12 protein-coding genes and 1 pseudogene are annotated in these 13602 nt (G+C 66.3%); 11 read left to right on the top strand and 2 right to left on the bottom strand.

Going from position 1 to position 13602, the window contains the following annotated elements; genetic code table 11:
* Window positions 1-36: 36 nt before the first annotated feature.
* The 4 genes from ACI8UR_RS06265 to ACI8UR_RS06250 all read left to right on the top strand — a co-directional run bounded on the left by ACI8UR_RS06265 (window position 37) and on the right by ACI8UR_RS06250 (window position 5780).
* Window positions 37-2829 (top strand): PKD domain-containing protein, encoded by a 2793-nt coding sequence (locus ACI8UR_RS06265; RefSeq protein ID WP_411714695.1) that lies wholly within the window; start codon window positions 37-39, stop codon window positions 2827-2829.
* A gap of 95 nt (window positions 2830-2924) precedes the next feature.
* On the top strand, window positions 2925-3557 hold the full coding sequence (locus tag ACI8UR_RS06260) for a DsbA family protein (RefSeq protein ID WP_411714694.1): 633 nt from the start codon (window positions 2925-2927) through the stop codon (window positions 3555-3557).
* Between the two features lie 52 nt (window positions 3558-3609).
* The gene (locus ACI8UR_RS06255) at window positions 3610-4356 is read left to right on the top strand and encodes an ABC transporter ATP-binding protein (protein WP_411714693.1); all 747 of its coding nucleotides are present in this window, start codon (window positions 3610-3612) and stop codon (window positions 4354-4356) included.
* Entirely contained in the window at window positions 4356-5780 is a 1425-nt protein-coding gene (locus ACI8UR_RS06250) for a hypothetical protein (protein WP_411714692.1), read from the top strand. The genes ACI8UR_RS06255 and ACI8UR_RS06250 overlap by 1 nt, the downstream gene beginning before the upstream one ends.
* Before the next feature lie 4 nt (window positions 5781-5784).
* Here ACI8UR_RS06250 and ACI8UR_RS06245 read toward each other — a convergent pair whose 3' ends face one another.
* Window positions 5785-6834, bottom strand: coding sequence for a PrsW family intramembrane metalloprotease (locus tag ACI8UR_RS06245; RefSeq protein WP_411714691.1), 1050 nt, complete (start codon window positions 6832-6834; stop codon window positions 5785-5787).
* 116 nt (window positions 6835-6950) lie between these two features.
* Between ACI8UR_RS06245 and ACI8UR_RS06240 the strand changes: the two genes are divergently transcribed.
* Genes ACI8UR_RS06240 through ACI8UR_RS06230 form a run of 3 tightly spaced genes read left to right on the top strand, consistent with a single transcriptional unit; the run spans window position 6951 to window position 8894 of the window.
* The gene (locus ACI8UR_RS06240) at window positions 6951-7115 is read left to right on the top strand and encodes a hypothetical protein (RefSeq protein WP_411714690.1); all 165 of its coding nucleotides are present in this window, start codon (window positions 6951-6953) and stop codon (window positions 7113-7115) included.
* Between the two features lie 40 nt (window positions 7116-7155).
* On the top strand, window positions 7156-7530 hold the full coding sequence (locus tag ACI8UR_RS06235) for a hypothetical protein (protein WP_411714689.1): 375 nt from the start codon (window positions 7156-7158) through the stop codon (window positions 7528-7530).
* Window positions 7527-8894 (top strand): DUF402 domain-containing protein, encoded by a 1368-nt coding sequence (locus tag ACI8UR_RS06230; RefSeq protein WP_411714688.1) that lies wholly within the window; start codon window positions 7527-7529, stop codon window positions 8892-8894. Before ACI8UR_RS06235 ends, ACI8UR_RS06230 begins: the two co-directional genes overlap by 4 nt.
* Here ACI8UR_RS06230 and ACI8UR_RS06225 read toward each other — a convergent pair.
* A complete protein-coding gene (locus ACI8UR_RS06225) occupies window positions 8891-10228 on the bottom strand; it encodes an LVIVD repeat-containing protein (RefSeq protein ID WP_415087676.1) in 1338 nt (445 codons plus the stop codon). The genes ACI8UR_RS06230 and ACI8UR_RS06225 overlap by 4 nt on opposite strands.
* A gap of 79 nt (window positions 10229-10307) precedes the next feature.
* On the opposite strand from ACI8UR_RS06225, the gene ACI8UR_RS06220 reads away from it, so the two are divergent.
* The 4 genes and pseudogenes from ACI8UR_RS06220 to ACI8UR_RS06205 all read left to right on the top strand — a co-directional run.
* Window positions 10308-10721 carry a hypothetical protein gene (locus tag ACI8UR_RS06220; protein ID WP_415087675.1) on the top strand — a complete coding sequence of 138 codons (414 nt, stop codon included), beginning with the start codon at window positions 10308-10310 and terminating at the stop codon, window positions 10719-10721.
* Window positions 10722-10745: 24 nt separating this feature from the next.
* Window positions 10746-11483 (top strand): SDR family NAD(P)-dependent oxidoreductase, encoded by a 738-nt coding sequence (locus ACI8UR_RS06215; RefSeq protein ID WP_415087674.1) that lies wholly within the window; start codon window positions 10746-10748, stop codon window positions 11481-11483.
* Window positions 11484-11555: 72 nt separating this feature from the next.
* Window positions 11556-12587, top strand: a complete 1032-nt coding sequence (locus ACI8UR_RS06210; protein ID WP_415087673.1) for a hypothetical protein — start codon at window positions 11556-11558, stop codon at window positions 12585-12587.
* A gap of 45 nt (window positions 12588-12632) precedes the next feature.
* Window positions 12633-13602, top strand: a pseudogene (locus ACI8UR_RS06205) (excinuclease ABC subunit UvrA); the annotation flags it as partial.

Genomic DNA, 13602 nt, shown 5'->3' with positions numbered 1-13602 from the left:
TGTTGGATAGCCAACAACTATCAGGAGAGACACAGCATGTCGGGGGATGCACCTCTACGGTCGATAACCGCCTGTTCACTCGTCGTGCTCGTCGCCCTTGCGGTCGTCGGAGCGTCCGGAACAGCAGCTGCGGGCTCCAGTACGCCCGTCTCGGTGTACGCCGATTCCAGCGATACGCTGACGGTACTGTACGCGAACGGGACGACAGCCTCGCTCGGCGTCACTGCCGAGGTCGCCGGGCCGCTGACAGACCTCGACGGCGACGGTGAGCTCGAAGCGCCGTACGTGAACAGCAACAGCGACCTCGTCGTCGCCGAGATAAGCGGGAACACGCGGACACTCGTGACCGCCGAGGCGAAGAAGACCAACGCCTACGTCGCCACCGGCGACTGGGACGAAGACGGGACGCCGGCGGTGTTCTACGAGAACACGAGCAACGGCAATCTGTACCGCGTCGAAAGCGGGGAGAGCCCGAGCCCGATTCTCGACCCGAGTGGGAAGAAGACAGCGACGAACAGCCCCCTCGGTATCGCGGATTACGACGGTGACGGCGCCGACGACCTCGTCTTCCTCGGGAGTTCGAGCACCATCAAATACTACGACGGCAAGACGGTAGCCAGCACCGGCTTCTCCAGTTTCGGCACGAACAACGGACTCGGTATCGGTGAACCGGCCGATTTCGACGGCGATGGCACGCCTCGCGTCCCGTACGTGACGGGGAGCAACGACCTCGCGCTGTTGGCTGCCGACGGCTCGAAAACAACGCTCGACGGTAATTACCAAAAAGCCGTGAAAGCCCCCGTCGCCGGTGGCGATTGGGCAGGCGGCAGCGAACTGGAGATGCTGCACGTCAATAAGGACGACAACCAACTCTACTACTCGTTCTTGAACGGAACGGTCAACCCGGTCAACGGCACCACCGGAAGCACTATCGGCACGACGCCCTCCGTCGGCGTTGTGCCCTCCGCGGCGCCGCCGGCTCCGGATATCACGGACTACACGGTGACGAATCTCGACGGCCGTGAGGTTCGGGTCGCGTTCAACGCCAGCGACCAGCTCACCGCCATCGAGATCAACGTGACCGGTGCCGAGAACGTGATGCTCACCGAGTCCAACACGACCGAATCCGGCAGCGGGCCGTACCGCTACGTGGCGAATTACACCGGCAGCGTCGACGGCGAGTACACAGCGACGCTGGAGCGCGCAGCGAACACCGATGCCATCGATGGCGCAGGCGGCGAAACAGGGACGGTAACAATCGAGACGCCGGCACCGGTCGTCGAGAACGTGACGCTGACGGACGTGACCGACGGCGACGGACTCGTCACGGGCGGCGACACGACCCGCATAAACGCGACCGTGGCGAACGAGAGCAATCTCACCGCGATCACGGCGAACGCGTCCGCGTTCGGCGCCGGGACGGTCGACCTCTCGGCGACGACCGGGTCGTCGTACGAGGGAACCGTCACGGTCAACGCCTCGAACGTCGATGACGACGGTGACACCGACGTGAGCGTGCTGGCCGAAAACGAGTTCAACCACACCGACAGCAATCGGTCGGGGACGCTGTTCCTCGATACGACGCCGCCGGACGCCGACGCCGGGCCGAACGCGACCATCGAGGAGGACACGAAAGTCATCTTCGACGGGGACGGCTCGACGGACAACAGCCGAATCGTCGGCTACGAGTGGGACTTCGGCGACGGCGCCAGCGCCACCGACGAGACGCCGGAACACGTTTACAACGAGCCCGGGAACTACACAGTCACGCTCACCGCCGAGGACGCGGTGAATCAGACGGCCACGGACACGCTCACGCTGAACGTCACCGAGGCTGCGAACGACAGCAGCAGTGGCGGGAGCACGGACGTCGTCTACGTCACCGAATCGGATGACGACGAAACCCCGACGACGACCGAGACGACAAACGAAACGACGAACGAGACGAACACGACGATACTCCGGGCGTCGACGCTGGAACGCCGCATCGTGAACCAGGCGGTGAACGATTCGGTCGCACTGACGTTCAACGAGACGAACGAAACCGAGCGCGTCGTTCCGAAGCGGCTCTCCTTCACGACGCTTCGCGGTGGGAACTTCTCCGTCCTCGTCGATTCCTTCGAGGAACCGCCCGCGGAGGTGCCGGCCGTCAGCGCGAACCGAACGGTCGCTGTCCCCGGATACTTCGACGTGAACCACACGATAGCGAACGAGAACCTCAGCGAAGTCGAGATGTCCGTCGCCGTGCCGAAATCGGAGATTCCGGACAGAGCCGAGGGCGACGAACTCGTGGTGTATCGGTACCACGAGGGCTCATGGGACGCCCACGAAACGATCCGGATGGATAAAACCGCCGAAACGGTGCGGTTCCACACGCGTCTGCCGGGACTCTCGTACTTCGCGGTTGGCTTCCGCCAGCCCGCAATCACGGTCGAGCAGGCCTGGATCGAAAGCGGCTCGGATAACGATTCGGTCGGCGTGACCGCACTCGTGGAGAACCGCGGTGAGACAAGCGGAACGACGACGCTCGCACTGGAAGTGGACGGGGAGCGCGTGACGACCAAAGCGGTGACGTTGCCGGCCGGCGAGAAACGCACGGTCACGTTCTATCACGTCCTCGATGAACCGGGCGAACACCAGCTGTCAGTCAACGAGACGGCTGCCGGTGTCGTGACTGTGGAACCGAGCGCGACGCCCACCGAGACGTCGACCGCGACGCCGACAGTACAGAGCGAGCAGAGCAAGCTGGGCAACATCGCGTGGCTACTGCTGTTCGCGGGCGGACTCGCCGCCGGCATCGGCGGTGCGGAGATGTTTCGGAAGCGCTGACGAGCACTATTGCGGGGGGACGCCACCGCCGCGGTGGTGTACCGTCCCGGCACGGGAGGCGTGCCCTTTTGCGTCTCGCCCGTCCACGTAGAGCCATGAGCGAAACCCAAGCTACCGAGCAAGTGCTCGTGTACGCCGACTACGTCTGTCCGTTCTGCTATCTCGGTCACGCCTCTCTCGACCAGTATCTGGAGGAGCGAGAGGAACCGCTCGACATCGACTGGCACCCCTTCGACCTCCGTGCCCAACAGCGAAAGCCCGACGGCACTATCGACAACTCCGTCGACAACGGCAAGGACGAGGAATACTACGAGGAGGCCCGACAGAACGTTCGCCGGCTCGCCGACGAGTACGACGTGGAAATGGCCCAGGAACTCCGGAAGGATGTCGACTCCTTCGACGCCCAGCGCGTCGCGTTCCGCGCCCGTGAGGAACACCCCGAATCGTTCGGTGCGTTCCACCGCGGCGTCTTCGACGCACTCTGGGAGGACGGTCGCGATATCGGCGACCACGATGTGCTCGAAGACATCGCCACCGACGCCGGTCTTCCGGAGGGCTTCGTCGCCGAGACGCTCGCCGACGAGGCAAGCGCCGAGGCCGTCGAGGACGCCTTCGCCGCGGCGCACGAACGCGGCATCACCGGCGTGCCGACGTTCCTCCACGAGGAGTACGCCGCCCGCGGTGCCGTCCCGCCGGAGCAGCTCCAGCGGCTCATCGAGGGCGTCTAAAGGCTCGATATCGGCACAGGGTATACCACCCCGTAGCGCGAACGACGGACGAATGGCGGCTATCAAGACGCGCGAACTGTCGAAACAGTACGGTGACGTCGTCGCACTCGATTCGCTCTCGCTCGCCGTCGAGGACGGGGAGTGTTACGGCTTTCTCGGGCCGAACGGGGCCGGTAAATCGACGACCATAAACATCCTCACGGGCCAGCTCGTCCCGGATTCCGGCGAGGCGCTGGTCGCGGGCGTCGACCCGGTCGAGACGCCCGTTGAGGCCCGGCGGCACGTCGGAATTTTACCCGAGAGCGGGCGCCCGCCGTCGTATCTCACCGTCCGGGAGTATTTCGAGTTCGCCGCCGCGACCCGAGGGATGGACGAATCGACGCGCGACGAGCGGGTCGACCGCTGGGCCGAGCGCCTGGAGTTCGCCCACAAACTCGACACGCTGTGTACCGACCTCTCGCAGGGCGAACAGCAGAAGGTACTCATCACGCAGGCGTTCCTCCACGAACCGCAGGTCGTCTTCATCGACGAGCCGTTGACGAACCTCGACCCCATCATGCAGGAGCGGGTCAAGCAGTTCTTCGAGACCTACCGGCAGGACGGCAACACGCTCTTCCTGTCGACGCATTTCGTCGAGACCGCCGCCGAGGTGTGCACCCAGGTCGGCATCATCAACCGCGGCCGCTTGCTCGAAGAGCTCAGACCGCGCGGGATGGGCGGCGACGCGCTGCTCGACCGCTTCTTCGCATCGGTCGATGAAGACGTGAGCGAGGCGGTGTTGAAACAGGGGTCGGCGTGATGGCGCTGTCGACGACCTACCTCCTGCGAACCATGGCGCGCGAGGAGTTCCGGCTGTACAGCCGGCTGTTCGGCGGCTGGCGCTTCGCCCTCTTTCCGGTGTTCGTCGCCGCCGTCGCCGCCGGAACGGCGGCCTTCTTCGCGCTTGCGAACGCCGACACCGGGCTGCTCATCGCCGGGTTGCATCTCGTCGTCGCCGTGCTCGGACTGCAGGTCGGCACCGTCGGCCTCGTCGGTCGGGACGCACTCGATGACCTGCTCGGCGAGACGACACTGCTTCTGTTCTCGGCGCGTACGCTCCCCGTCGAGCCGAAGCGACTGCTCGTCGCCTTCCTCGTGAAAGACGTCGGCTACTACGCCGTGTTCTTCCTGTTGCCGCTGACGGTCGGGCTCGGGCCGCTGGTCGTCATGGCTGACGTACCGCTCGCGCGCCTCCCGTTGCTTTTCGCCACCAGCGTCGGGATGTTCGCGGTCGGCGTCACCGCCAGTTTCGCCCTGGTCGGTATCCACACCCGCTCGCGGGCCGTCTCGCTCGGCACCGTCGTCGTCACCATCGCCGCGCTGTTGTACGACGGCAGCACCGTCCTCGCGTTCACGCCGTACGGCCTGCTCTCGAACATCGGGGCAGTGACGGTTATCTCGAGCCTGCTGTTACCATTCGCGCTCGGCGTCCTCGGCATCGTCACCTTCCAGTTCGAGCGGCGGACACCCTCCCGGACGGCCGTCAATCGGTTCACGACGCTGCACCGGAAGCTGGGGGCGACGGACGAACAGGGGCTGCTCACGAAATCGCTGCTCGACGTGGTTCGCTCCTCGGGCGGCCTCTGGAAAATCGTCTTCTCGCAGGGGCTCGTCTTCGCCGTCCTGGCCGTGCTGCTCGCCTTCCTGCCGGATGTGGTGCCGGTGCGGCCCGAACCCGGCCTCACTATCGCCTCTGTGTTGGCGCTCGGCTCCTTTACGACGTACAACTGGCTCTGTCAGTTCGACGACCCGGCGTTCTACCTCCGGTATCCGGTGTCACTTGCGGCCGTCTTCCGGGCGAAACTGCTCGGCTTCTGCGTGCTGGCGCTGCCGGCCGGCTTCGCCTTCCTCGCGCTCGGTGGCATCGTCTTCGGCACCGGCTCGATGCTCGTCGGCATCGCCGTCTTCGCGCCGCTGTGTCTGTACGTGTTCGGCATCACGGCCTACGTCGCGGGACTGGAGCCAAACGAGCTCCTGTTCGATACGCCCGTCTTCGCCGGGTTCACCATCGCGATGATGCTCGTGTTGATTCCCTTGGTCGTCGCTGCAATCGCCTTCCAGCTCCGGCCGACGGCCATCTCGCTGGGGAGCGTCGGCTACGCGTCGCTCGCCGGGCTCGTCGGACTGGGTCTGTATCGGCGTGCCGCCCCTCGGTGGGAGCAGAAAGCCCGGAACGGCCAGTGAAGCGTCAGCGCGTTTCCGGATCGAACTCGGTCAGTTCGGAGTCGTGTTCCGAGGCCACCTCGGGGCCGTCGTGAAGCGCCTGAAAGGTGCTCCGATACCGCTCCAGTTTCCGGTAGAGGACGTAGAGGAAGATGCCGTCGTAGACGATGACGAAGCCGAAGAAAAGCACCAACGGCGGGACACCGGGAACGAAGATGCTGACGATGCCGGGGACGATACCGGCCAGCGTGTTGTACGTCGCGTGGATGAACGCGGCGATGAGCAGCCCCTTGGCGATGATGGGGCCTGCGTTCTCGCGGTTGAACTTCGCGAGGCCGAGGTAGTAGCCGGTGAACGCCGAGTAGATGACGTGACCCGGGCCGGCGAGGCCGCGAACGGCGGTGATACCGCTGCCTGCGTCGATGGTTTCGAAGAACTGGCTCGCGAAGTCGCTCCCGCTTTGGGCGAGTATCATCGCCGGCGTCTGGAGGTTCTGGGTGATGTAGATGACGTTCTCGATGGTGGCGAAGCCGAGGCCGGCGATAGCGCCGTACACCGCACCGTCGATGACCGAATCGAACCGGTCGTCACGGAAGGCGTACAGCCGCACCGCAAGCAGTTTCACCGCCTCCTCGCCGGGGCCGACGACGACGTAGTAGAACAGGATGAGGCCGATGAGGCTGAACGCTTGCAGGAACCCGAACACGGAGTTGATGATGGCGGCGAAGCCGGCGAAGAGTATCGAGAGCACGAACGTCGCCGCGATGAGTGAGGCGGGTTCGTTCGTCGTGATGTCGGCGCTGTAGATGTAGAGAACCAGAAGCCCCGCCGGGACGACCGAGAGGACGATCAACCCGAGGATGAACGGGTTGTCGATGATGATCGCGCCGGCGCCGCCGCCGAGGATGAGGAGCATGATGAAGATGCCGAGCGCGACGATGAACGCGCGGCCGGCGCTGACGGCGCCGTGGTACGTCTTCAGCGCGAGCGCGTCGAGGGCAGTGCGCGGCTCCCACGAAGCGATGTCGTAGAGGTCATCGGATTCGTCGGCGCGCGCCTCCACCGGGTCTTTCATATTCGTCTCTGTCCCGGTACCGTCCTAACCCTTTGGCCGCGAGCCTCGGTATGTGACTAAACAACATTATGTCATTCAGGGTCACGCTGAAATACCGTGACGGGATAGTATGGGTAATGACACGCTATAGCGCCAGCCGTGGTATCATGTACTCGGCACCACCCAACCCGAGCGGCAAGCGGACGGACGAGGCGACCGAAGAGGGAACCGAATCGGCCGACGACGCCGTGTCCGGCGCGACAGACTCCGACGCTGCGGCCGACGCCGCGGCCGACGACTGAAAGCCGGGACGCTTTCGGCCCCCGCCGACGAACGGGGAGTATGCACTTCGATCAGCGCACCCAGCGGGCGCTTCGTGAGTTCGGCCTCTCGACTGAGGAGATACAGGAGCTATCCGAGTCGGTCGGCGACGCGACCGCGGCCGCAGCCGACGCGCTGGAGGCGTTCTTCGATGGGCGCGACAGTATCTATTCGGACATGGAACTGGCACACTCGGCCGAGAACCACCCCGAGCACGGCCTCGAATACGTCGACCTCTACACCCACGCCGACGACCTCCGTGGCTACATCAAGTTCGACGGCTGGGGCGCATACGTCGAAGGCGGGCGCAGGCTCTCCGACGACGTCGTCGAACTGACCCTCGGGCCGACCGTCCACGACCGCGTGCGGTTCGCCACCGACCGCGAAAAGCTATGAGAGTCCGCGTTCGCGGCATCTACACGACGGCGCTGTCGGAACTGCTTCGGGACGACCACGAGATCGTTCAGGCGTCCCCGCCCATCCGCGAGCGGTTCGACGCCGATTTCGAGGCCGATCCGGCGGATGTCACCGTTCGGACGACCGACGACCGCCAGGGCGTGGGATTGGCCGGCGAGAGCGAGGCGGTCGCCGATCTCCGCGAACGCCTGGGGTCGCTGGGTCGCGACACCTTCGCCTGGGATGACCCCGCCCCGCGCGGCGCGGTGTTTCAGGGCGCCGTTACGGAGACGCTGGGCTCCGGTGCCGTCGTCGATATCGGGGACACCGAGGGCTTTCTCCCCTACAATCGCGTCGAGGGCTACGTCGACGAGGGCGATTCCTACCGCGTCCAGGTCGCCGGCGCGGAGCCACCGTGGAGCGACGACAAGCCCTCTCTCGCTACCGACCTCCGGGTACCGGGTGGGCTCGTGGAACTGCGCCGCGGCGATGGCGGCTCATTGAGCGAGACTGCACGAATGGCTGATTTGCTGCCGGTCGACCCGCCTGAGGGCTGGTCGCCCCGGTGGTCGCGCGCTGCCGAAGACGCCTCGCTCGATGCAATGGCCGAGGCTCTGGAACGAGGGAACGACCGCGCGGAAGCGATTATGGAAGCGGTCGCAGGATACGACAGCGACGAACCGGGTCGCATCATCGCACCGCAGGAGGGTGCCTGGCTGTGGTTCGGCCGCGAGACGCGGTTCGAACTCGATTCGATACGGCGGCGGGTGGAAACGACGATGCCCGGTCACCACCGCACCAAGGCCGGTGCCGACGCTGCGAGTGCGGCCGTCGACTTCGCCGAAGCGGTGTGTGACCCCGACGGGGAGTTTCCCTTCGACGCCGCGACCCGCCAGTTCGGGCCGCAGGAGGGCGACACGCTCGCCATCGGCCACGGCAAACCCGACGGCCGGAACATCATCCTCGGGCGCGGGACGGTGACCGAGTGGGAACCGGACGGGTCGGTCACCATCGAGCGGAAGATGTCCGGCGGCGGCACCTACGACGCCCTCGGTGTCGCGCGACGGTCGGGCGACACCGCGACGACGACGTTCGTCGAGGGGCGATGGTGGTACGCCACCGTCTATCGGGGCCAGGACGGCGAGCGCCGCGGCACGTACGTCAACGTCTGTACGCCGGTCGAAATCTTCCCGGACACCGTCCGATACGTCGACCTCCACGTCGACGTGGTGAAGGGCCCGGACGGCGAGGTGCGCCGCGTCGACGACGACGAACTCGACGCCTCCGTCGAGGCCGGCGAGGTGTCCGAGCCGCTTGCCGAACGCGCCCGTGAGGTCGCCGCCTCAATCGAGAACGCCCTCTAACGGCGGTTCCGAAGCCGCCGGGCCAGCGCGGCCGCACCGAATCCCGCCGCTCCTGCTGCCAGGCCGAATCCGGTGCCATCCCCCTCCGTTTTCATCGGCGTCGGCCGCTCTCCATCGGGAAACGTGTAGACAGCGGCGCCCTCCTCGGGGCGCTCCTGGGATTCGTCGCGCCAGCTGCTCGCGACGACGTGGTCGCTGCCAGGCTGGGCCGTCCAGAAGTTCGTTCGCGCCGTGTCCCGCCAGTGTGCGACCTCCTCGGGCGCGGTCGGGTCGCTGACGTCGTGTACCTTGACGCCGCCACGATACCACGAGCTGTAGAGGCGGTCGCCGACGAACGCGAAATTGTGCGCGGTCGTCCAGACGCCGCCGTACGTCGCGTCCCGCGTCGGCGGGGCCTCGATGCGCGCCAGCCGCGTCTCTCGGTCGGCGTCCCACAGTTCGACGCCACCGAGGTCGCTCTCGGGCGCGTCGGCTTCGAACGCCCATGCCTCCTCGTTGAGCGCGACGAGGCTGCTGTCGACACCGCGCTGCGGCATCGCGAAGTGATTGTTGCCCGGTAGGCCGAACCGTGCCTGTCGGCGCTCGTCGCCGGACGGGATTTCGGCCTGCTGTTCGGGATCGAGACCATGGAGGCCGACGACGGCGGTCGGGTCGGCCGGGTCGCTTACGTCGACGAGCCACGTCCCCGCGTTCCAGTTGGCGCAGTAGGCGACGCCGTCTTCGACCCGGACGTCGTGAATCTCCCGGAGGGAGTGGTGGACGTCCGCCCACCGGTCGTCAGCGTCGATGACTGACCACCGACCCAGCTCCTCGCCGGACGCGATATCGACGCAGATGAGTGGATTTCGCGCGCCGTCGTTGGCGCAGAGATACAGCGTCTCGCCGTCCGCATCGACGTTGTGATGGTAGAACTCCGTCTCGTGGGCGAGGACGCGCTCGGGCTTTGCGGGGTCGGAGACGTCGAAGACGAGCGCGGCGTAGGGGACGTTGCTCTGGGGGTGACCCGGCGCGCCGAGGGCGTAGTAGTCGCCACCGACCTTGCCGTCGAACACCATCTCAAGGGGGCCGTCCGGATGTTCGGCGAGGAGGCCGTCCACGCGGGCCAGAAGCGTCGGGTCGGCCGGGTTGCTCGTATCGACGGTCGCGAAGCCGTCCGTGGTCGCGACGTAGGCGATGTCGTCGTTGACGACGAGTTCTTTCGCGCCGGGGAGGTCGAGGCGGCCGAGCGGCTCGAAATCCAGCTCGGCCGTCTCCGTCGGTGTCGGCGTTGTCACGCCCGTCGAGGCGGCCGCGAGAGCCACGCCCCCGGCGCGCAACACGTCCCGTCGTCGCATTGTCACCGGTAGACCGCCGGCCTGCCTATCGGTTTCGGTCGCCGCGAAACCTAAATAGCGGCAAGTGTTACCAGTACGCATGGCAGAACCGAATCTGACCGACACCGAACTGGACGCTATCCATCGCGTCGAACTCGGCTTGGAGTGGCTTCACCGCGCCCATGGCGCGCTCGTGGCGTTTCACCACAAAACGGGGCACGCGATGGATCACCTCGCCGCCGCCGAGGAGCTGTTCCGGGAAGCTGGCCACGAGCGGCTGGCGAACCGCCTCCGTGACGAACTGCTGCCGCGCGGCGTCGTCCCCCGCGAGGACGGGCCGGGGCGGTGGACGTACGAGGTACTCGAAGCGTTCGAGGCCGACCTCTACGCCGACGCTCGGGAGTTCGAGGTAGAAGCGCGGGAAGCCGTTGCCGGGGGCGTCCGCCACGCCGCCGAGCGCCGCCAGCAGGAGGCCTGGCGCGACCGCTCGCGAGCGCCTCGACACAACAAGTAAACCGCCGCCGTCCCGAGGGTCGGTATGCTCGAACCCGACTGCGAGGGCCGTGTCGCCCTCGTCACCGGCAGCGCACGCGGGGTGGGGCGGGCGTTCGTCCTGGCGCTCGCCGACGCCGGCGCGGACGTGGCCGTCCACTACAACACGAGCGAAGCGGCCGCCGCCGCGACCGCAGAAGAGGCCGCCGACCGCGGCGTCGACTCTATCGCCGTCGGCGCCGACGTCACCGACCCGGACGCGGTCGAGGGGCTCTTTGCGACCGTCGAGGAATCGCTCGGCGGCGTCGACATCCTCGTCAACAACGTCGGTGATTTCGCGCCACAGCACTGGAGCGACGTCGACCACGACACCTGGCGGCGCGTCCTGGATACGAACCTGACGGCGACGATGCTGTGCTCGAAGCGGGCGCTCGAATCGATGCGGGAAACGGAGTGGGGCCGCATCGTCAACGTCGGCTACGCCTCCGCCGAGCGGGCGTCGGTGTCGGCGAAGAACTTCCCGTATTTCGTCGCAAAAACCGGCGTCATCATGTTCACCCGGATGCTCGCGGGCGACACACAGGACGACGGCGTCACAGTCAATGCCGTCTCGCCGTACGTCGTCGAGACGAGCGACGCCTTCCCCGAGGAGGCGCCGCGGGGCCGGTGGGCCCATCCGGACGACCTCGTGCAGGCGCTTCTGTTCTTCGTCGACGAGGATTCGGGGTACATCAGCGGCGAGAACGTCGAGGTCGACGGCGGCTGGCTGCCCGAGTCGGTGTAGTCCGCGGGGATTTTGACAGCCGAACCCACCGGATGGTTGAAACGGGGGGAGCCCGTACCCGAGGTCATCCGAATGAGCCGTCGCTTCGCCGGTCGGGAACCACGTGGCCAACTCATCATCGTCGCCGCGTTACTGCTCGCGGTCGTGTTCGTCGGCCTGGCGCTCATCGTCAACTCCGCGATCTTCGCGGAGAACCTCGCGACGCGGGACACCGGGGACTCCGAGGAGGCAAAAGCGTTCACGCTCGATGCCAGCGGGGCCGTCATGGAGGCGTACACGCTCGCGAACGGCGCCGACGCCAACACCACCAGCGAGGCGAGGGCCACGTTCAACGCGACGTTCGACGCCTGGGCAGGGGCCGCCAAAGAGCGGGCCGCAAAACGGGGCGTTGCCACCGAAATCGAGCGGACGCCGCATCTCGGCTGGCGGCTCGAACAGCGGAGCGACCGGCCATTCACGCCCGCAAACGACACGGACGCGACGGAGTGGCAGGTCGCCAGCGACACCGAAAACGTCAGCACGGCACAGGTGAACGTGACGCGGGATTCGCTGTACGATGCCGCGCTCGATTTCGACAACACGAGCGATGATGCGTTCCGATTCCGGGTCGATAACGGCACCCACGACTGGCGAGTGTACGTGTTCCGCGATTCGACCAACAGCACCATGGTCGTCCACGTCGGCGACCCCGGTGATTTCGGCACGCTCGATGCGCTCTTGGATGTCGAAAGCACCTGCACGCGAACCGCCTCGCGCGCCGTTATCGACTTCCGGAACGCCACGTTCGACGGCACCGACTGTGCGCCGCTTGCCTTCGGCGGGAACCTGACCGGCCCGGTCGACATCCACTACGAGAACGTCCGCGAAGGCGTGGGCGGCACGCCGCGCGTCGAGGGGCAGTACACCCTCGTCGTCAACGGGTCGAAGACGGTCGCGACGGACGGAAGCGGCTATCCCGACCAGTTCAACAACACGACCGACGCCGCACCGACGGCACAGGGCATCGTGTATGCGGCCTCGTACGCCACGGAATACGAGGGCGACGACGTGGCCCACGACCGGAGTGGCCGCCTGCTGGTGCGGGCAGAAGCCTACGCCGGTTAGCCGCAACCGACAGGGTTTCACTCCGCCGAACCATCCTCATGAGCAATGACTGACGACATCGTCGTCCGCGGTGCCTCCGAGCACAATCTGAAGGATATCGACGTGTCCATCCCCCGCGAGGAGTTCACCGTCGTCACTGGCCTTTCGGGGTCGGGCAAATCCTCACTTGCCTTCGAGACGGTGTACGCCGAGGGCCAGCGCCGATATATCGAATCGCTGTCCGCGTACGCCCGCAACTTCCTCGGGCAGATGGACAAACCACAGGTCGAGAACGTCGAAGGCCTCTCGCCGGCCATCAGTATCGACCAGAAGAACGCCGCGAACAACCCCCGTTCGACGGTTGGTACCGTCACGGAACTGCACGACTACCTCCGCCTCCTCTACGCCCGCGTCGGCACGCCGCACTGCCCGGAGTGTGGCCGCGAGGTCGGCGAGCAGAGCGCCCAGCAGATGGTTCGTCGGCTGCTCGAACTCCCCGATGGCACCCGTGCGAAGCTCTGTGCACCGGTCGTTCGCGACCAGAAAGGCGCCTTCGAAGACCTCTTTTCGGAACTCGTCTCCGAGGGGTACACCCGCATCGAGGTCGACGGCGAGGAGTTCGACCTCACGATGGAGACGCCCGACCTCGACGAGAACTACGACCACACCATCGATGTCGTCGTCGACCGCGTGAAACTGACCGAGGACGCCCGCTCGCGCGTGACCGACTCCGTCGAGACGGCACTGGAGGAAGCCGACGGCGTCCTGAAGGTCATCCTCCCCGACCCGCCCGAAGAAGCCGGTCTTGGGGGATCGGAATCACGGTCGACGGGCGATCTCGCTGGCGAGGGTCGCGAGGCGCAGAGCGCCTCGGACGACACGAGCGGCGAGCGAAGCGAGCCGCGAGAGGACGCCCGCCTCGTCGTAGAGTTCTCCGAGGAACTGGCCTGCACCCACTGCGGCATCGACCTGCCGGAAATCGAGACGCGCTCGTTCTCGTTCAACTCCCCGCACGGCGCCTGCCCGGAGTGTGAGG

This window comes from Natronomonas sp. (assembly GCF_047616845.1).
GTDB lineage: Archaea > Halobacteriota > Halobacteria > Halobacteriales > Haloarculaceae > Natronomonas.
This window is presented reverse-complemented; position numbering and strand designations above follow the sequence as displayed.

Coding starts and splice junctions, on each gene's coding strand:
- ACI8UR_RS06265 (WP_411714695.1), top strand. CDS start 37: ATGTCGGGGGATGCACCTCTACGGTCGATAACCGCCTGTTCACTCGTC.
- ACI8UR_RS06260 (WP_411714694.1), top strand. CDS start 2,925: ATGAGCGAAACCCAAGCTACCGAGCAAGTGCTCGTGTACGCCGACTAC.
- ACI8UR_RS06255 (WP_411714693.1), top strand. CDS start 3,610: ATGGCGGCTATCAAGACGCGCGAACTGTCGAAACAGTACGGTGACGTC.
- ACI8UR_RS06250 (WP_411714692.1), top strand. CDS start 4,356: ATGGCGCTGTCGACGACCTACCTCCTGCGAACCATGGCGCGCGAGGAG.
- ACI8UR_RS06245 (WP_411714691.1), bottom strand. CDS start 6,834: ATGAAAGACCCGGTGGAGGCGCGCGCCGACGAATCCGATGACCTCTAC.
- ACI8UR_RS06240 (WP_411714690.1), top strand. CDS start 6,951: ATGACACGCTATAGCGCCAGCCGTGGTATCATGTACTCGGCACCACCC.
- ACI8UR_RS06235 (WP_411714689.1), top strand. CDS start 7,156: ATGCACTTCGATCAGCGCACCCAGCGGGCGCTTCGTGAGTTCGGCCTC.
- ACI8UR_RS06230 (WP_411714688.1), top strand. CDS start 7,527: ATGAGAGTCCGCGTTCGCGGCATCTACACGACGGCGCTGTCGGAACTG.
- ACI8UR_RS06225 (WP_415087676.1), bottom strand. CDS start 10,228: ATGCGACGACGGGACGTGTTGCGCGCCGGGGGCGTGGCTCTCGCGGCC.
- ACI8UR_RS06220 (WP_415087675.1), top strand. CDS start 10,308: ATGGCAGAACCGAATCTGACCGACACCGAACTGGACGCTATCCATCGC.
- ACI8UR_RS06215 (WP_415087674.1), top strand. CDS start 10,746: ATGCTCGAACCCGACTGCGAGGGCCGTGTCGCCCTCGTCACCGGCAGC.
- ACI8UR_RS06210 (WP_415087673.1), top strand. CDS start 11,556: ATGAGCCGTCGCTTCGCCGGTCGGGAACCACGTGGCCAACTCATCATC.